Annotated in this window: 16 protein-coding genes, 1 tRNA gene, 1 pseudogene and 1 riboswitch; of the genes and pseudogenes, 6 read left to right on the top strand and 12 right to left on the bottom strand. The window is 74.0% G+C overall.

Features of this window, described 5'->3' with window-relative positions; translation table 11 throughout:
* Positions 1-5: 5 nt before the first annotated feature.
* On the bottom strand, positions 6-788 hold the full coding sequence (locus BLASA_RS02835) for a DUF72 domain-containing protein (protein ID WP_014374495.1): 783 nt from the start codon (positions 786-788) through the stop codon (positions 6-8).
* A gap of 55 nt (positions 789-843) precedes the next feature.
* Here BLASA_RS02835 and BLASA_RS02830 point away from each other — a divergent pair, with 55 nt between their 5' ends.
* A complete protein-coding gene (locus BLASA_RS02830) occupies positions 844-1,206 on the top strand; it encodes a VOC family protein (protein ID WP_014374494.1) in 363 nt (120 codons plus the stop codon).
* A gap of 185 nt (positions 1,207-1,391) precedes the next feature.
* Here BLASA_RS02830 and groL read toward each other — a convergent pair whose 3' ends face one another.
* From groL to thrC, 3 genes are all read right to left on the bottom strand, one after another.
* Positions 1,392-3,017, bottom strand: a complete 1,626-nt coding sequence (groL, locus tag BLASA_RS02825; RefSeq protein WP_014374493.1) for a chaperonin GroEL — start codon at positions 3,015-3,017, stop codon at positions 1,392-1,394.
* Between the two features lie 381 nt (positions 3,018-3,398).
* Positions 3,399-3,599 carry a cold-shock protein gene (locus tag BLASA_RS02820; RefSeq protein ID WP_014374492.1) on the bottom strand — a complete coding sequence of 67 codons (201 nt, stop codon included), beginning with the start codon at positions 3,597-3,599 and terminating at the stop codon, positions 3,399-3,401.
* Positions 3,600-3,799: 200 nt separating this feature from the next.
* Positions 3,800-5,101: a threonine synthase gene (thrC, locus tag BLASA_RS02815; protein ID WP_014374491.1), complete on the bottom strand. Its 1,302-nt coding sequence runs from the start codon at positions 5,099-5,101 to the stop codon at positions 3,800-3,802.
* A 12-nt stretch (positions 5,102-5,113) separates the two neighbouring features.
* Positions 5,114-5,247: riboswitch (SAM riboswitch) on the bottom strand.
* A 57-nt stretch (positions 5,248-5,304) separates the two neighbouring features.
* On the opposite strand from thrC, the gene BLASA_RS02810 reads away from it, so the two are divergent.
* Positions 5,305-6,126 carry an HAD family hydrolase gene (locus BLASA_RS02810; RefSeq protein ID WP_014374490.1) on the top strand — a complete coding sequence of 274 codons (822 nt, stop codon included), beginning with the start codon at positions 5,305-5,307 and terminating at the stop codon, positions 6,124-6,126.
* Between the two features lie 110 nt (positions 6,127-6,236).
* On the opposite strand, the gene BLASA_RS02805 is transcribed toward BLASA_RS02810, so the two are convergent.
* The 5 genes from BLASA_RS02805 to rarD all read right to left on the bottom strand — a co-directional run bounded on the left by BLASA_RS02805 (position 6,237) and on the right by rarD (position 12,915).
* Positions 6,237-7,109 carry an ABC transporter permease gene (locus BLASA_RS02805; protein ID WP_014374489.1) on the bottom strand — a complete coding sequence of 291 codons (873 nt, stop codon included), beginning with the start codon at positions 7,107-7,109 and terminating at the stop codon, positions 6,237-6,239.
* A 25-nt stretch (positions 7,110-7,134) separates the two neighbouring features.
* Positions 7,135-10,002, bottom strand: a complete 2,868-nt coding sequence (locus BLASA_RS02800; RefSeq protein ID WP_041776046.1) for an alpha/beta fold hydrolase — start codon at positions 10,000-10,002, stop codon at positions 7,135-7,137.
* 77 nt (positions 10,003-10,079) lie between these two features.
* Positions 10,080-11,246: a LytR C-terminal domain-containing protein gene (locus BLASA_RS23245; protein WP_166486458.1), complete on the bottom strand. Its 1,167-nt coding sequence runs from the start codon at positions 11,244-11,246 to the stop codon at positions 10,080-10,082.
* A gap of 296 nt (positions 11,247-11,542) precedes the next feature.
* Positions 11,543-11,881 carry a DUF3263 domain-containing protein gene (locus tag BLASA_RS02790; RefSeq protein WP_014374486.1) on the bottom strand — a complete coding sequence of 113 codons (339 nt, stop codon included), beginning with the start codon at positions 11,879-11,881 and terminating at the stop codon, positions 11,543-11,545.
* Between the two features lie 116 nt (positions 11,882-11,997).
* Entirely contained in the window at positions 11,998-12,915 is a 918-nt protein-coding gene (gene rarD, locus BLASA_RS02785) for an EamA family transporter RarD (protein WP_014374484.1), read from the bottom strand.
* Between the two features lie 35 nt (positions 12,916-12,950).
* On the opposite strand from rarD, the gene BLASA_RS02780 reads away from it, so the two are divergent.
* Positions 12,951-13,388 carry a DUF5313 family protein gene (locus BLASA_RS02780; RefSeq protein WP_014374483.1) on the top strand — a complete coding sequence of 146 codons (438 nt, stop codon included), beginning with the start codon at positions 12,951-12,953 and terminating at the stop codon, positions 13,386-13,388.
* Positions 13,389-13,395: 7 nt separating this feature from the next.
* Here the strand turns inward: BLASA_RS02780 and BLASA_RS02775 are convergent, their stop codons facing one another.
* The 3 genes from BLASA_RS02775 to BLASA_RS02765 form a co-directional block, all read right to left on the bottom strand.
* Complete coding sequence (locus BLASA_RS02775) at positions 13,396-13,956, bottom strand: hypothetical protein (RefSeq protein WP_014374482.1); 561 nt, start codon at positions 13,954-13,956, stop codon at positions 13,396-13,398.
* A 48-nt stretch (positions 13,957-14,004) separates the two neighbouring features.
* A tRNA-Thr gene (locus BLASA_RS02770) sits at positions 14,005-14,077 on the bottom strand.
* 208 nt (positions 14,078-14,285) lie between these two features.
* Positions 14,286-14,981 carry a hypothetical protein gene (locus BLASA_RS02765; protein WP_014374481.1) on the bottom strand — a complete coding sequence of 232 codons (696 nt, stop codon included), beginning with the start codon at positions 14,979-14,981 and terminating at the stop codon, positions 14,286-14,288.
* Between the two features lie 253 nt (positions 14,982-15,234).
* Between BLASA_RS02765 and BLASA_RS23240 the strand changes: the two genes are divergently transcribed.
* From BLASA_RS23240 to BLASA_RS02755, 3 genes and pseudogenes are all read left to right on the top strand, one after another.
* Complete coding sequence (locus BLASA_RS23240) at positions 15,235-16,131, top strand: universal stress protein (protein WP_014374480.1); 897 nt, start codon at positions 15,235-15,237, stop codon at positions 16,129-16,131.
* Between the two features lie 255 nt (positions 16,132-16,386).
* A pseudogene (locus BLASA_RS26185) lies at positions 16,387-16,572 on the top strand (ABC transporter permease); the annotation flags it as partial.
* A gap of 41 nt (positions 16,573-16,613) precedes the next feature.
* On the top strand, positions 16,614-17,882 hold the full coding sequence (locus tag BLASA_RS02755) for a trypsin-like peptidase domain-containing protein (RefSeq protein WP_014374479.1): 1,269 nt from the start codon (positions 16,614-16,616) through the stop codon (positions 17,880-17,882).
* The last annotated feature ends 32 nt before the right edge of the window (positions 17,883-17,914 follow it).

Here is a 17,914-nt window from a genome sequence, read left to right as displayed (position 1 = left end):
CCGCGTCAAGCAGGCGCCCAGGCCAGCCCGGTCGCCTGGTCGGCCGTGGGCACGCGCGTCGGGTTGCCCCCGGCCCGGCGGACCGCCTGGGCGAACACCACCGCGTCGATGACGGCGTTGCAGCCGGGGTCGTTGTTGAAGTAGACGAGCACGTCCTCGTCGCCGTAGGCGGCCACGATCCGGTCGGCCCACAGCTGCAGCGTCTGCGGGCGGTACCCCCAGCCCTCGAACCCGTGGTGGAGCCGCAGGTACCCCCAGTCGGTGGTGCGCCACAGCGGCGCCACCGGCTGCTCGTCGCGGTCGGCCCAGCACAGCGCGGCGCCGTAGCGCTCCAGCAGCGCGCGGACCTCGTCGGTCCACCACGACTCGTGCCGCGGCTCCACGGCCACCCGGGTGCCGGTGGGGAACTGCGCGAGGCACTCGCGGAGCAGCTCCGGGTCGGCCTTCAGCGTGGGCGGCAGCTGCAGCAGGATCGTGTCGAGCTTGTGCTCCAGGCCCGCGACCCGGCCCATCAGCCGCGCGACCGGCTCCTCGGGTTCACGCAGCCGCTTGATGTGGGTGAGGAAGCGGCTGGCCTTGACCGCCCACCCGAAGTCCGGCGGCGTGCGCTCCCGCCACTTTCCGAACGTCTCGTGCTCGGGCAGCCGGTAGAAGGCGTTGTTGCTCTCCACGGTCGCGAAGTGCTGGACGTAGTGCTCCAGCCACAGCCGCTGCGCGAGCTTCGGCGGGTAGAAGGCACCGCGCCAGTCGCGGTACTGCCAGCCCGAGGTCCCGATGATCACAGCCACGCCGATGATCGTTCCCCGGGTGCGGCCGGCTCGCCTCCTGTGCTGAGCTGGTCGGGTGACTGCTCCGGCCCGCTTCAAGGACCTCTGCCTCGACGCCCGTGACCACCAGGCCCTCGCGAACTGGTGGTGCGCCGCCATCGGCTACACCCGCAAGGACACGCTCGACGACGGCACGCCCCGCGAGGACGACTGGCCGGCGCTGATCATCGACCCGTCGGGCGCGGGGCCGGACATCTGGATCAACCCGGTTCCCGAGCCGAAGACGGCGAAGAACCGCCTCCACTTCGACGTCGACGGCGACCGGGACGCGCTGCTGGCCGCCGGCGCCACGCTCGTGCGGGGACAGGACGACGACATCGACTGGGACGTGCTGGCCGACCCCGAGGGAAACGAGTTCTGCGTCTTCGCGCCGGAGTGAGGAGCGCCGCCGGTCCGGGTCGAGCCGCGTCGCCCGACGTACGGCCGGACCGTGGCGCGGCTGCACGTCCGCCCGGCCGGACCGAGCCGGGCGGCGGCACCGGCCCGTGGAACGCCGACAGGGACGGCCCGCTCGGAAGCGGACCGCCCCTGCCGGGCAGTGCTGGTGTTACGGAGAGACCGGACTCAGAAGTCCATGCCGCCCATGCCGTCGCTGTTCGGCATCGCCGGCGCGTTCTTCTCCGGCTTGTCCGCGATGACGGCCTCGGTGGTGAGGAAGAGCGCCGCGATGGAGGCGGCGTTCTGCAGCGCCGAGCGGGTCACCTTGGCGGGGTCGATGATCCCGGCGGCGACCAGGTCCACGTACTCGCCGGTGGCGGCGTTGAGGCCCCAGCCGGTCTCGGAGTTGCGGACCTTCTCCGCGACGACGCCACCCTCGAGGCCGGCGTTGATCGCGATCTGCTTCAGCGGCGCCTCGAGCGCGACGCGCACGATGTTGGCACCGGTGGCCTCGTCACCCTCGAGCTCGAGCTTGTCGAACGCGACGGTGGTGGCCTGCGCCAGGGCGACGCCACCACCGGCGACGATGCCCTCCTCGACGGCGGCCTTGGCGTTGCGCACCGCGTCCTCGATGCGGTGCTTGCGCTCCTTGAGCTCGACCTCGGTCGCGGCACCGGCCTTGATGACGGCGACGCCACCGGCCAGCTTGGCCAGGCGCTCCTGCAGCTTCTCGCGGTCGTAGTCGGAGTCCGACCGCTCGATCTCGCTGCGGATCTGGTTGACCCGACCCTGGATCTGGTCGGCGTCACCGGCGCCCTCGACGATCGTCGTCTCGTCCTTGGTGACGACGACCTTGCGGGCGCGGCCGAGCAGCTCGACGCCGGCGGTGTCGAGCTTGAGGCCGACCTCCTCGCTGATGACCTGGCCACCGGTGAGGATGGCGATGTCGCCCAGCATGGCCTTGCGGCGGTCACCGAAGCCCGGGGCCTTGACGGCGACGGACTTGAAGGTGCCACGGATCTTGTTCACGACCAGGGTCGCGAGGCCCTCGCCCTCGACGTCCTCGGCGATGATGGCCAGCGGCTTGCCCGACTGCATGACCTTCTCCAGCAGCGGGAGCAGGTCCTTGACCGAGCTGATCTTCGAGTTGACGACGAGCACGTACGGGTCGTCGAGGACGGCCTCCATGCGCTCGGCGTCGGTGACGAAGTAGGGCGAGATGTAACCCTTGTCGAAGCGCATGCCCTCGGTGAGCTCGAGCTCGAGGCCGAAGGTGTTGCTCTCCTCGACGGTGATGACGCCTTCCTTGCCCACCTTGTCCATCGCCTCGGCGATGAGCTCACCGATGGCGGGGTCGGCGGCGGAGATCGACGCGGTGGCGGCGATCTGCTCCTTGGTCTCGACGTCCTTCGCCGTGGCGAGGAGGTACTCGGTGACCGAGGCGACGGCCTTCTCGATGCCCTTCTTCAGGGCCATCGGGTTGGCACCGGCGGCGACGTTGCGCAGGCCCTCGCGCACGAGCGCCTGGGCGAGCACGGTGGCGGTGGTGGTGCCGTCACCCGCGACGTCGTCGGTCTTCTTGGCGACCTCCTTGACCAGCTCGGCCCCGATCTTCTCCCACGGGTCCTCGAGCTCGATCTCCTTGGCGATGCTCACGCCGTCGTTGGTGATCGTGGGGGCGCCCCACTTCTTCTCCAGCACGACGTTCCGGCCCTTGGGACCGAGGGTCACCTTGACGGCGTCGGCGAGGGTGTTCATGCCCCGCTCGAGGCCGCGGCGCGCCTCTTCCTCGAAGGCGATCATCTTGGCCATGTGGTGATGTCCTCCATGCATTGATCGCTGCACGGCCGGGTTGGTGCCCGCGACGGACGACACCAGCGACGTGGGCGCTCCGTCGGCCCACGGACCGGTGCCTCACCGTTCCGACCTGATTGGCACTCAGGAGCCCCGAGTGCCAGAAACGAGTTTGGCACTCGACCCCGGCGAGTGCAAGAAGTGGGGGTAGCGAGGCCCCGCTCCCGGCGCATCCACGGCCCGGCCGGCGCTCAGGCATAGGAGGCTTTGCCTACGGATGCGGCCCCGGATGCATAGGCAAAGCCTCCTATGCCCGGAGGGCGCGGGCAGCACCCTGGCTGACCAAAGGGGCCCGGTTCCCCTCTCAGGGGGAACCGGGCCCTCAGTGCTGGTGCGGGCTCAGGCGGCGGTGACCGCGTCGGCCTGCGGGCCCTTGGCGCCCTGGACGACCTCGAAGCTGACCCGCTGGCCCTCCTCGAGGCTCTTGTACCCGTCCATCTGGATGGCCGAGTAGTGGACGAAGACGTCCTGGCCGCCGTCGACGGCGATGAAGCCGAAGCCCTTCTCGGCGTTGAACCACTTCACGGTGCCCTGTGCCACGTGTGCTCCCACGTTTCGTGCGTACGGACGGTCCCTCTGGGTCGGGGAACCGGGTCTAGCTCTTCCGCCCGTCGATCACGAACCTGGAACTGAAACCGCGCGAGAACGTACAACAGGAGACACCTGGTCGCGTACATGGTTGCCGGACCGTTGCCCGGATCGGACGACGTGTCCGGCGGCCGATCCGCGGTCGGCGCCGCTCAGCCGATGAGCCCGGCTGCCCGCGCCGACTTCAGCGACGGCTCGACCCGGTGGGTCGGGCCGACGACCGGCTCCAGCGGGTCGAGGGTCTTGAGGCCCTCACCGGTGTTGAGGACGACGGTCTCCTTGGCCGGGTCCAGCCGCCCGTTGCCCACCAGCTGGCGCAGGACGGCGACGGTCACACCGCCGGCGGTCTCGGCGAAGACGCCGGTGGTGCGGGCGAGATCGCGGATGCCCTGGACGATCTCGTCGTCCCCCACCCGGCCCACGGCGCCACCGGTGCGGCGGATGGCATCGAGGGCGTACGGGCCGTCGGCGGGGTTGCCGATGTTCAGCGACTTGGCGATGCCCGTGGGCTTCACCGGCTTGACGACGTCCCAGCCGTTGTCGAAGGCGGTGGCGATCGGGTCGCAGCCGGCCGACTGCGCGCCGAAGATGGTCCACTCGGTGGCCTCGACGATGCCGGCGGCGACCAGCTCGCGGAACGCCTTGTCCACCTTGGTCAGCAGCGAGCCCGACGCCATCGGGATGACCACCTGGGCCGGGATCCGCCAGCCGAGCTGCTCGGCGAGCTCGTAGCCCATCGTCTTGGAGCCCTCGGCGTAGTACGGCCGGACGTTCTGGTTCACGAAGGCGGTGTCCTCGAACTCGTCGGTCTCGGCGAGCTCGCTGGTCAGCCGGTTGACGTCGTCGTAGGACCCGTCGACGGCGACCAGCGTCTGCCCGTAGACCGCGGACTGGACGACCTTGCCCGGCTCGAGGTCGGCGGGGATGAACACGTAGGACGGCAGCCCCATGCGGGCGGCGTGCGCGGCCACGGAGTTGGCCAGGTTGCCGGTGGAGGCGCAGGCGATCTTCCGGTAGCCCAGCCCCTTGGCGGCGGTGGCGGCGAGGCTGACCACCCGGTCCTTGAACGAGTGGGTGGGGTTGGCCGAGTCGTCCTTCACCCAGAGGCCGCCGGTGAGGCCCAGCTCCGCGGCCAGCCGGTCGGCGCGGACCAGCGGCGTCATGCCCGGGTCGAGGGACACCCGGTCGGCCGGGTGCTGGCCGACCGGCAGCAGCGCCGCATAGCGCCAGATGTTCTGCGGCCCGGCCTCGATCTGCTCACGGGTGACCGCACGCATCACCTCGGGGTCGTAGTCGACCTCCAGCGGGCCGAAGCACTCGGCGCAGGCGTGCTCGGCGATCAGGCCGAACGTGGCGCCGCAGTTGCGGCAGACCAGCCCGCGGGCCGGGCACGGGGGAACCGGACCGCCGGCAGACGAGTCGGCCTGGGCGGAACCGGGAGCGGTGAGAGTCATGCGACGACTACCTCCTCATCTTCCCCGCTGCGGGCCGTCGAGCCGCGCGGGACGGAATTGGCACCTCCCGTCGGCGCGGAAATCGCGTCGGACGGCGGTTGCCGGGGCTTCATCGGGCCGTGTCCCTCTGCCCCTCTGGATGAGTGAACGGGTGCAGCGTACCCGCGGGCGGTACCGGCTCCGGCGCCGGACAGGATGGTGTCGTGGCAGCCCGCATCGTCTACACCGATCTCGACGGCACCATGGTCGGCCCCCGCGGCTCCTTCTGGCACACCGCCGGCCGCGAGCTGACCGACGGGCCGGCCGGTGCACTGCTCGACCTGCATCGGGCCGGGGTGGCATTGGTGCTGGTGAGCGGCCGGACCTACGAGCAGGTCGTGGAGGCCGCACGGATCTTCGCCGCCGACGGTGCGATCGCCGAGCTGGGCGCCACCATCGGCTGGGGCTCCGGGCGGAACACCCACCGGCTGCGCGGCGAGCTGCCCGAGGAGTTCGGCGACCGGACGCCGATGGCGGTGATGGCGCAGCTGGGCGTCGTCGAGGAACTGATCGCCGCCCACCCCGGACGGCTGGAGTGGCACGCCCCCTGGCACGCCACCCACGACACCGACGCCCTGCTGCGCGGTCGCGTCGACCCGCTGTCGGTCGACGCCTGGCTGGCCGAGCGGGGTGCCGGCTGGCTGACGCTGAAGGACAACGGCGCGATCCCGGCGGCGTCCTGGATGGGTCTGGACGCCGATCCCGCGCCGCCGCGGGTCTACCACCTGATGCCGCGCGGCATCTCCAAGGGCGCGGCCATCGCGTGGGACCTGGCGCGCCGCGGCCTCTCCCCCGCCGACGCCGTGGCCATCGGCGACAGCGTCAGCGACCTCGACATGGCGCCCGCGGTGGGCCGGCTGTGGATCACCGCGAACGGCGCGTCCGTCGACGGCATGACGGGGCTGATGGGCGCCGTCCCCAACGTGGCGATCACCGACGCCGCGATGGGTGAGGGCTGGGCACAGGCGGTGCGGGCGAGCTTGTGAGGGCTCTGTCGCGCCGAGTGGGCCCCGGAGGGGTCCGCGTAGGCGCGACGCAGCGGCTCCACGCCGGCCGGGACGGCACCTGGCCGCGGTGTCGCCCGGTAGGGCGACAGTTATGACGTGACGTCGCGGCGGGCGAAGTGCCGGAAGCCGAGCGCGGTGAAGACGGCGACGTAGACCAGCGACTGGATGACGCCACGGAAGAGGTCACCGGACTCGATCGGCGTCTGCAGCAGGTCGGTCCAGGCGAACTCCTCCGCCGTCGGGAACCAGTCGCGGATCGAGCCCAGCTGCTCCACCTGGTCGAGGATCGCGAAGACGAACATGGTGAACACCGAACCGCCGACCGCCGCCAGCGGCGCGTCGGTGATCGTGGAGAACCAGAACGCCAGCGCGCCGACGACCAGCAGGTGAACGGCGAGGTACCCGAGCATCCCGGCCAGCCGCAGCATCCCGTCACCCTGCGGGATGGCGACCCCCACCGGCGTCTGGATGTCGCCGAAGCCGAACGCGATACCGCCGGCGACCACGGCCACCGCCGCCAGCGTCAGCAGCGCCGCCACCGACTGCACGAGTGCGGCCAGCCACTTCTGCCGGAGCAGCCGCATCCGCGGGATCGGGGTGGCGAGTGCGTACCGCAGCGACCCCCACTGCGCCTCGACGGCCACCGTGTCGCCGAAGAACAGCGCGTACACGACGACCAGGAAGAACCCCGTCGTCGCGAACAGCACGAACAGGGTGAAGTTCAGCCCGCTCGCCGTCGCGACGTCGACCAGGTTGATCCGGCTGTTCTCCGCCGCCTCCTCGCTGGCGCCCAGCTGCAGCGCCGCGATCAGCACGAGCGGGAGCGCGATCATCAGCGCGAAGACGCCGATGGTGCGCCGCCGCTTGAACTGCCGGCGCAGCTCCACCGACAGCCGCAGCGTCCGCTCCGGCCGGTAGCCGGCGACGGCGCCGGTCGGTTGCACGTGCTCGCTCGGTCTCATCGGCTCGGCTCCGGCCTCGCGGCACTCATGACTCCCCCACCAGCGCCAGGAAGGCGTCCTCGAGCCGCCGGCGCGGCGTGAACTGATCGACGGCGATGCCCGCCCCCACCAGTGCCTGGAGCACGTCGGCCCGCCGGGCGCCGTCGAGCTCGGCGACCAGGCCGTCGTCGGTACGGCCCGCGGTGACGCCGGGCAACGCGGACAGGACGGCGATCGCCCGGTCGGTGTCGGCGTCGTCCGCCAGCCCGACCAGCACCGAGCCCCCGCTGCCGACGATCTCCTCCACCGTGCCCTGCACGATCTTCTGCCCCTTCGCCATGACGACGACGTGGCTGCAGGTCTGCTCGATCTCGCTGAGCAGGTGGCTGGAGACGATCACCGTGCGGCCGGTCGCGGCGTAGTTGCGCAGCACCTCGCGCATGGCGTGGATCTGCGGCGGGTCCAGCCCGTTGGTCGGCTCGTCGAGGACCAGCAGGTCGGGCAGCCCGAGCATCGCCTGGGCGATCGCCACCCGCTGGCGCATGCCCTGGCTGTACCGGCGCACCGGCCGGTCCAGCGCCGCGCCGAGCCCGGCGACCGCGATCGCCTCCTCCATGTGCGCGTCCTCGGCCGGCCGGCCGGTCGCGGCCCAGTAGAGGGTCAGGTTGTCGCGGCCGGACAGGTGTGGCTGCAGGCCGGTGCCCTCCACGAAGGAGCCCAGCCGGGACAGCACCGGCGCGCCCGGCCCGGCGGCGTGCCCGAAGACGCTGATCCGCCCTTCGGTCGGCCGGATGAGGCCCATGAGCATGCGCAGCGACGTCGTCTTACCGGCCCCGTTGGGGCCCAGCAGGCCGAGGACCTGGCCACGGCGCACCTCGAAGGACAGGTCGCGGACGGCGACGAAGCCGTCCTTGTACGCCTTGGTGACCCCCTCGAAGCGCAGGGGGACGTCCTCACCGTCGGGCTCGACGTGCGAGACCTGGCGCCGGCGGTGCCGGCCCCACAGGAGTGCAGCTGCCCAGCCGAGCAGGCCCAGGGCGACGACGGCGGCGAGCAGCGCCCACCAGCGCAGCGAGCCGGCCTCGGCCTCGGTGCGGCCGTCGACCTGCGGGACGGCGAGCACCGACTCGCCCGCGACCGTCCCGTTGGCCGCCCCCGCCGAGGCGAGGCCGACCGAGTAGACCGCCGCCTCGTCCGGGAGCGCGTAGGCCTGGTCGGTCGAGGAGACCACCAGCCGCATCGCGTGCCCGGCCTCGAACCGGTGCACGATGCCTGGCAGCGTGACGCTGATCCGGGTGGGCGCGCTGGGGTCGGTGGAGATGCCGGTGAGCGACAACGGCGCCACGAGACCGCCCGGCAGCGTCGTGCCGCCGTTCGGCGTGACGTCGTAGAGCTTGGCGAAGAGGGTGGCCGATCCGGTGGGCGAGGCGACCACCAGGTCGACGGTCGAGGCGCCGACCACCTCGACCGCGGTCGCGAGCGGCTCGCTCTCGAAGGCGGCGAACTGGCCCGGGATCTCGGCGGTCGTACCGCCGAGGGCCGCGGTGAGCGCACCGAGGCCGGGCACGGTCGTGAGCGCCGCGGGCGCGCCGCCGGCCGGGGTGACCACCGGCTGCACCGGGCCCGCCAGGCTCACCGACCCCCGGTCGGCCGGCTCGGCGTCGGCCAGGCCCGGGTACTCCTCGGCGACGACCGTCTGGCCGCCGCCCTGCACCCGGCCGACCGTGGCGCCCAGACCGGTCGGGGCGGGGAACTCGAAGCCGGTGCCCGGCTCCTCGCCCGCACCCCGCAGGTACCAGTCGAACCAGCCGGCGACCTGCTCGCGCAGGTCCTCCTGCTGACGGCCCGACCCGGGGGCGTCGTGGCCACCGGCGAACCAGACGACCTTGACCGGCGTGCCGTCGCCGGCGATACCCCGGGCGTTGGCGTCGGCGTGGCCGAGGCCGAACAGCGAGTCCTGCGTGCCCTGGACGAGCAGGGTCGGCGCCTCGATGCGGTCGAGCACCCCGGCCGGGCTGCTGCGGTCGAGGACGGCGGCGACCTCCGGCGTCAGGGTGCCGGTGGAGGCGGCCGACTGGTAGGCCGCGCAGATCTCGGGCCGGAAGCGGCCGCAGGTGAGCAGCTGCTCGACGACCTCCGGGTTCTGGGCGGCGCGCTCGAGCAGCTCCTCCGGCAACGCGGCCGCGGCGCCCTGTGCCCCGCTCGGTCCCCCGCCGACGGCGTCGAGCAGGCCACCCGCCGCCGAGCCGATGCCGAAGAACAGCCCGGCCCACAGCTGCTTGAAGACACCGTCGTCCACGGTCGGGGGTACCGCGGCGACGGTCCCCGTCTCCAGGTCCCCGGTGTGGTCGGGGAACAGCGCGGTGGTCAGCGAGTGCCAGGTGATCTGCGGCGCGATCGCGTCGATGCGCTCGTCGTAGGCGGCACCGAGCAGGGCCAGCGCCCCGCCGTAGGAGCCGCCGGCGACCCCCACCCGCGGGTCGCCGTCATCGTCGAGCTGCACCTCGTCGCGCTCGGCGAGCAGGTCGAGCAGGGTGGAGAGGTCGGCGACCTCGTAGCGCGGGTCGTTCAGGCCGATCCGGCCGCTGCTGTCGCCGAAGCCACGCGCCGAGTAGGTGAGGACGACGTAGCCGCGCTCCACGAGGTCGAGCGCATCATCGGCGACCGAACGCTTGCTGCCACCGAACCCGTGCGCCAGGACCACCGCGGGCGCCGGCTCGTCGGTGTCGGGCAGGTAGATCGTCGCGTCGAGTTCCACGGCGTCGGGACCGGAACCGGACGGCACCCGGATGTCCTCCGTGCCGACCTCCGCCGCACCGGCGGGGGACGTGAGCACGAGAAACCCCAGGGACAGGGCGAGGGTGAGCAGGGCCGCGAGCGTGGCGCGCGCACCGGGGCGCGGGCGGGAACGCACGAGCCCGCAGAGGGGGCGCACGCTGCGCCCAACGGCCGGCAGGCCGTGCGTGTTCCGCGCCGGCCCGGAGGCACCGATCAGGGCTGCCAGTTGCCGGTGGCGACGATGACCAGACCGGGCGCCGGCACGTCGGCGACCTCGAAGAACCGGGGCGCGGGGCCCGCCAGGTCGGGGAACTGCTCGACCAGCTGGAGCGCGGCCTGCCGCTGCTGCTCGTCGCCCTCGGTGAAGAAGACGGTCGTGGCCGCCACGTCGGTGCCGGGGTAGGCCCCCGCGCCCGGGGACTCCCAGCCGCCGGCGACGACGGTGTCGGAGATCTTGCCGGCCAGCCCGGTGATGGTGGTCGCGTTGAGGACGGTGACCGGTACCCGGACGGGTGTGGTCGCGGCGGCCTCGACGTCCAGCGGCAGCGTGTTCAGCGGCGGCAGGGCCTGGGTCGGCGGGGCGACGGTGGGCGCGACGGGCGGGGCCGCGGCCTCGGCCTGCGCCGCGGGCGCCGTGGGCCCCGGCTGCGTGACCGTGTAGACGCCGAGCACGGCGCCGGCCACGACCGCCATGGCGACGAGGCCCTTGAGGACGCGCCGGGGCTTGCGGTCGGGTTCGTCCTCGAACAGCACGTCGGGGGTGCCGTTGCGCTTGGCGGCCTTGCGGCGCGCCGCGTCGGCGACCTGCCGCTCGGCACGGTAGGTGGCCCGGCTGCGCTTCGCCGGCCCGGCCCCCGGCCCCGCGACCACGGCGGCCCCGCCGGTGGTGAGCTCGACGTCGTCGTAGTCGTGGTCCGCGTCGGCGTAGTACTCGTGCGCGTCGAGGTCGTCGTCGACGCCGGCGACCTGGTCGCGACGGGCCGCCGTCTCCCGCTCGGGGATCGCGCTGGTGGCGGGCGCCGGCGGAACGCGCTGCAGCTCCGGCCCGGCGTCCAGGCCGAGCCGCGAGCGGCCGGTCTCGTCGGTCCGGGACGGCTTGGTCCAGTCGCCGTAGGAGGAGGAGGGGGTACCCCCGGGCGTGGTCTGGCGCGGGACACGCGGCACCCGCGGCGCGGCGGTGCGCACGTCCTGGCTGGGACCGGCGGTCGCCAGCGGCTCGTCCGGCACCCGCGTGCGCGACGGCATGACGTCCGCGACGCCGGCCTTCCCGGCCAGGTGGGCCGGCTGCTCGCCGAACGCGTGCGGCGCCGAGACGGGGGTCAGGACGTCGGCGCCACGGACCGGAGCCGGCCGCTCGACGCGCGGCTCGGCTGCGGGCACCGCCTGGAAGGGGACGGCACCGCTGCGTGCGGCTGCGGGATGAGGCCCGGCCGGAACCGGAGGGAGCGGGAGCCGGGAACGCGACATCTGCCGCGGCGGCTCGGCGGGGGCGTCGAGCCGCACGTCGCGACCCCGCTCGCGCCCGGGGGCCGTCGGGTGGTCGGACAGCCCCTGAGCGATGCCCGGCCGCGCACCGTCGACCGGATCGGTCCGGCGCCGCCCACCGGCTGCAGACGCGTTTCCCTGGCTCAGTCCGTCACTGCCTGACGCGGCGTGCCTGCCCACGGTGACTGAATCTAATCCATGTCATTCCCCTTGCCCAGGACCTGGGACGAACGCGTTCGTTGCCGTGCCGTCCGGAGCCGGCGCAGCCGCCGCACCAGGAGCGGGTCGCTGGCGAGCGCCTCGGGACGGTCGACCAGGGCGTTGAGCGCCTGGTAGTAACGGGTCGGCGTGGTGTCGAAGAGGTCCCGGATCGCCGTCTCCTTGGCGCCGGCGCGGCGCCACCACTGCCGTTCGAAACCGAGCATCTCGTGCTCGCGTCGCGACAGGCCTACCGTGCTGACCTGCGCGGACATCTCCCCTGACCCGTCGGCCCGGGGCGGGGAGACCGCGGGGGCTGGGTCGCTGTTCATGGGTCGTCCCTCTCCTGGCGTGCTGGGCTCCCGGGTGTCCCCGGCGCTCGAGCACGACCGTAGCGCCGCCCACCGACGTTTCCGGCCGCGCGCCGCGGCGGGCCCGCGACGCCGCGTCAGGGGGTGACGACCACCGCGTCCGCCGGCGCGCGCCGGGCACCGGCTCGGGCGTGTCGGAGCGTGTCGACGGTGAACACCGCCAGGGCCAGCCAGACGATCACGAAACCGGCCAGCCGCGCGGGCGGCATGGGCTCCCCGTAGACGAAGACGCCGATGGCCAGCTGCATCAGCGGGGTCAGGTACTGCAGCAGACCCACCGTCGACAGCGGGATCCGCCGGGCCGCGGCCGCGAAGAGCAGCAGCGGCACCGCCGTCGCCACCCCGGCGCTGGCCAGCAGCAGCGCATGGCCGGTACCCGCGTTGGCGAACGTGCCGGTGCCGCCGGAGTGCAGGAGCGCCAGGACGACCGCGGCAGGAGCCGCCACCAGCGCCGTCTCGAGGAACAGCCCGGGAGCCGCCTCGACCCGCACCACCTTCTTCATCAGCCCGTACAGCCCGAAGGACAGGGCGAGACCGAGCGCGATCCACGGCGGGCGCCCGTAGTCGACGGTCAGCACGGCGACGGCGACGGCGGCGATGCCGACCGCGACCCACTGGAGGGGCCGCAGCCGCTCGGCGAAGACGACGAGGCCGAGCACGACGCTCACCAGCGGGTTGATGAAGTACCCGAGCGAGGCCTCCACCACCTGGCCGGAGTTGATCCCGTAGACGTAGATCAGCCAGTTGATGGCGATCAACACCGCGGCACCGGCGAGCACCAGGAGGGCGCGGGGGCTGCGCACCGCCGCCCGCACGTGCCCCCAGCGGCGGACGACGCTCAGCAGCACGCCGATGAACACCAGCGACCACAGCACCCGGTGGGCGACGATCTCCAGCGCCCCGGCGGGCTCCAGCAGGGGGAAGTACAGCGGGAAGAGGCCCCAGAGCGCGTAGGCGCCGAGCCCGGAGATCACCCCCAGGCGACGCTCGTCCACACGACGCACCGTACGCGCGGGGACGAGGCCGATCCGTGCCCCCGGTCGGCGCCACCGCGGCCTACCTTCTGGACGTGCGCAACGAGCGGCCGAACCCCGTGCAGTGGGTCTGGTACGCCCTCGGCGGGCGGCTGCCCCGTGAGCTCTCCCCCTGGGTGCTGGCGGACACGACCGGCAGCACGTGGGTGTGGCGGCACCTGGCCCGGGCGGTCGTCCAGCTGCTGCCGCTCGTCGCCCTCTGCCTGCTGGTGGTGCCCGTCCCGCTGGCCTACCGGCTCTCGGCCGCCGTGGGCGGCCTCCTGCTCGGCCTGCTGTTCTCACTCGCCTTCATGGTGGAGACGACCGAGCACCGGGTGGTCAAGGCCGGGTACGAGCCGGGGACGGCCGCTCACGTCCGCGCGGAGCGGGTCGAACGCGCGCGGGTCGAGCGGCTGTCGCGCTACCGGCGCGACGGCGCGGGCAGCTTCGACTGAGCGACGCCTAGGGATCGCGGTACTCGCGCGACGAGGACGCACGGAGGGGCACCCGCCCGAGCTCCTCGCCCGACGCGTCCAGCGCCGTGACGGTCGGAGGCATGCCGGCCCAGACGACCACGGCCATGCCGTGCCCTGCGACCGGCACGTGGCGGTCTCCGACCCGCACGAGGGCCACCTCCTCCGCCGCCCGGAACTCCGCCCAGCTGACCCAGGTGGTCCGGCGCCGGCCCAGGAGCCCGCGCCGGCTCCCAGCGGTTCCGCCGCCGCCGAGGCTCACCGCAGGCCCCGGGAGGTCGGCCAGTGCCGGACGAGGGTCCAGGGCCTCGTCGCCCGGCCCGCCGCCTCCCCCGAGCAACCGCCAGCCGCCGCCGGTCAGCTCCAGCGAGTGCAGGTCGAGCAGGGGCTGCCCGCTGACCCCCCGGCGCAGGAACATGGTGATGGCGACGTCGCCGTCGCGATCCACCGCGAGGGCGGCGTAGCGGACTCGGCGGCTCAGCCGCGCGTCACTGGCAGGAGGCGCACCTTCGAGAAGTCTCACGCTCTCGGCGAGGGCGTCGTAGCTCACGCGGCGACGCTACGTGCGTCACCCACGTCGCTGAACCGGTTGTCGCTGAGCCGACGAGGGGACTCGAACCCCTAACCGCCCGATTACAAGTCGGGTGCGCTACCAATTGCGCCACGCCGGCGGGACGTACAGCTCAGCCCCGGGACAGTCTAAGGACCACTCACGGGATCGGTTCCGCGGCGACGGATCCGATAGGCCGGGCCCTGACCTGTCAGCGCCGCAACGGGCTCCACCAGACGGCGATCACCAGCGTCGCGATGAAGCACGCCACGGCGGCGCGCCCCCCGCCACGGCCGACGGCGGGGTCCACCTCACGGAGGGCACGGCGGTCAGGCGGCCTCGGCCTCGGTGCCGGGGGCAGCGCGCGGGGGCTCGCTGCGCACGAAGCCGGCGGGGTCACCGGCGTGCAGCGGGCCGGCGGCCAACCAGCGGGCGAACCCGGCCGGGTCCCGGCGCTCGAGCTCGTCGAGCACCTGCGCCCGCCGGGTGACGATCCGCTGCCGCGCTGCGGGCGCGAGCGCGCCCTGCAGGGCGGCACCCGTCCGCAGCCACTCCTCTCCCAGCGCCGCGGTCGGCAACCCCGCCACTGCCGGCGCCGGCGACGGCCACGGCGGGCCGGGAAGCGGGCGGACCGCCGGGAAGGGCGACGTCACGGCAGCGGAGCCGGCGGCGGTGGCCTCCTGGCGGTCGTGGAACCAGCGGACCGCGGCCCAGCCGGCGACGAGAGCACCGGCGAGCAGGAGCGCCATCGCCCCACCCGCGAGCACGGCGGTGCCGCTGACGACCAGGAGCGCCCCGATGGTGATCGCGGCGGCCTGACCGGCCGCCTCGACGGTCGACCGGCGGGGCGGACCGGGCGTCTCCCGGGCCACCCCAGCGGCGATGCAGCCGGCCAGCCCACCGGACACGCAGACGGCGACCAGTCCCGGGCCGCGCAGCGCGATGCCGCCGACGACGGCCACCACGGCGGCACAGGCCAGACCCAGGCCGAGGAGGAACCGGAGCAGGGGACGACGGGCGGGCACGGGCAGCCTCCACGGCGCCGACGGGACGGGACGGGCGACCGGCGGGGACTGCCCCCGCCCGGCCACCGGGCACCCCACTACCCGGCTCGCGCCGTCCCTGCACACGCAGCCACCGATCGATCGCCCAGGAGTCGATCGCCGACACGGGACGGGACCCCGAGGACGCGCGACAGGCCCAGAGGTCTTCCCTCCGGGCGTCGCCCGGAGGACCCTCGGAGAGGCGACAACGCCCGCTGTGCTCCGGAGGTGCGCCGTGCCGACCTCGACCCCCCTCGTCCCGTCCCAGCGGCAGACGGCCGGTGGACCGGATCCCGGTGCCCGCGAGGTCGTGGTCGGGGTGGACGGCAGCGAGTGCGCGCTGAACGCCGTCCGATGGGCCGCCGCGGAGGCGCAGCGCCGCGGCGCCCCGCTGCGGATCGTGCATGCGGCCCCCTACCTGGCGCACCGCCGCGGCTCGGGTGCGGAGCCGCCACCGCAGCTGGCCCGGGCCCGGCAGATCGTCGGCGCCGCCTTCACGGTGGCCCGGCACGCCGAGCGCGACCTGCCGGCCACCACGGACATCGTGGCCGACAAACCTGCTCCCGCGCTGCTGCGCGCCGCGGCCGCCGGGCAGCTGGTGGTGCTGGGCAGCGCCACCACCGGAGCGGTCGACGAGATGGTCCTGGCCCCGGTGGTGCTGCGGGTGGCCGCCCGCTCGCCGCAGCCGGTCGTCGTCGTCCCCCGCCGCCGGGGCGGGTCCGCCCCGGGCCGACCCGTCGTCGCCGTGCTGGGCATCGGGGACCCCGACGACGACGCCGCCGTCGCCGAGTTCGCCGCCTCCGCCGCGGAGCGCACCGGCACCCCGCTCTCGCTGCTGCTCACCCCCTCGGTCGACGGCTGGGCGGGGGACCCGGCCGAGTGGGACCGTCGCTTCCCGGGAACCGACGTCGAGCGGACCGAGCTACCCTCCGCCGGCGCACGGCGGATCCTCGAAGCCGCCTGTCCCGCACCGTTGCTGGTGTTCAGCGCCGGACACGGCGACCTGCTCCACCGCGGGCTCGACGGGCCGCACCGCTGGCTGCTGCGGCACTGCACCTCGCCGATGGCCCTGGTCCCGCCCGTGCACCGCCCGGAGCTGGAGCCGCACGAGGAGATCGTCGCCGTCGGCTGACAGCCCCGGGAGCATCGCAGCGAGCGCCAGCGAGCGAGGAGCGGACCGCGGCGCGGAAGCCGACCAGTGTGATCGTCGGCTGATCCGGCCATTCCGGCGCACGTGGGGTCCTCCGTGGTCGGCGTCGATCTGCGCGTCGCCGTCGTCTCGTCGTCCTGACGCGCTCGCCGCGGGAAGCGGGCGGCTCTCCGGGCTCGGCGAGGGCAGCCCGGTCCTGGTGGCCGCCCTCCTGCTGATCGTCGTCGCCACCGCCGCCGCGGGCCGACCACCGCGCTGGTGCCTCCGCTCGATCGGACCCGCACCGTGGGGCTGGCCACCCTGCCGGGCGCCGTCACGAGGGTGCTCCTGGGTGGCGGCAGTCCGCTGGAGGTCGGCGCCGCACCCAGGAAGTTCACAGCCTCCCCCCAGCGTTGGAGCAGAGGCGGGTCGGACAGTGGGTAGCGACGCAGCAGCGCAGAGCACTGCGCGAGGAGAGGACACCAGTGAGCGAGCACCAGTACCCCGGCGCGGGCCAGCAGTTCGCCTGGCAGCCACCGCAGCAGCCGACGGCGACGCAGCCGACCACCCCGCAGCCGGTGGCGCCCCCCGTCTACCCGGGGTACGGCGGGCTGCCCTCCCCGACGATCCCGCTGCAGGAGCGCCCGGAGCCCCGCCGCGGTGGGCGACTGCGGATCGGCCTGGCCGGCCTGGTCGCCGGTGCGCTGATCGGCGGCGGCGCCGGCGCCGGCGTCACCGCGCTGATCGACGAGCCGGCGGCCGGCGGCGGCACGTCGGCGTCCACCCAGAGCGTGACCATCGAGAACCCCGAGCGCGCCACGACCGCCACGGCGGCCGCCGCCAAGGCCGCCCCGAGCGTGGTGACCGTGTACGTAAGCAGCGGGGCCGGAGCCGGCAGCGGCTCAGGCGTCGTCCTCACCGCCGACGGCTACGTGCTCACGAACAACCACGTCGTGGCCGGTGACGGCGGGAGCACCGGCACCGTGCAGGTGCGCACCGCCGACGGCACGCTCTACGACGCCGAGGTGGTCGGCACCGACCCCGCCTTCGACCTCGCCGTGCTGCGCCTGGCCGACGCCCAGGACCTCGTCGCCGCCGTGTTCGCCGACTCCGACGAGGTGCAGGTGGGTGACATCGCCGTCGCCATCGGCGCTCCCCTCGGCCTGTCCAACACGGTCACCGACGGCATCATCAGCGCCACCGGCCGCGCCGTGGCCACCGGCTCCACGCAGGACGACGCGACGGTCCTGGACGCCATCCAGACCGACGCCGCCATCAACCCCGGGAACTCCGGCGGGGCGCTGGTCGACGGCGCCGGCGAGGTGATCGGCATCAACACCGCGATCGCCACCGTCGCCTCCGGTGTGCCGGGCGGCCAGTCGCAGAGCGGCAACATCGGTGTCGGCTTCGCGATCCCGGGCAACAGCGCTCAGCGCATCGCCCAGGAGATCATCCAGACCGGCAGCGCCACCCGCGCACTGCTCGGGGTCCGGGCGAGCACCGCCACCGACGACGGGAACCGCGAGGTCGGCACGGGTGCCGAGGTGGTCAGCGTCGAGCCGGGCAGCGCCGCCGAGGCCGCCGGGCTGCGCGAGGGCGACGTCGTCAGCGCCGTCGGCGAGCGCCCGGTGACCACCTCCACCGAACTGACCGCGGCGATCCGCAGCCAGGCTCCTGGGAACACCGTCGAGCTGACGGTGCGACGGGGTTCGGGCACCCGCACGGTCGAGGTCACCCTCGGCACGACCAGCTGACACCCGGCGGCCGCCCGCGGCCCGGTCCCTAG

This window comes from Blastococcus saxobsidens DD2 (assembly GCF_000284015.1).
GTDB classification, from domain to species: Bacteria; Actinomycetota; Actinomycetes; order Mycobacteriales; family Geodermatophilaceae; genus Blastococcus; species Blastococcus saxobsidens_A.
This window is presented reverse-complemented; position numbering and strand designations above follow the sequence as displayed.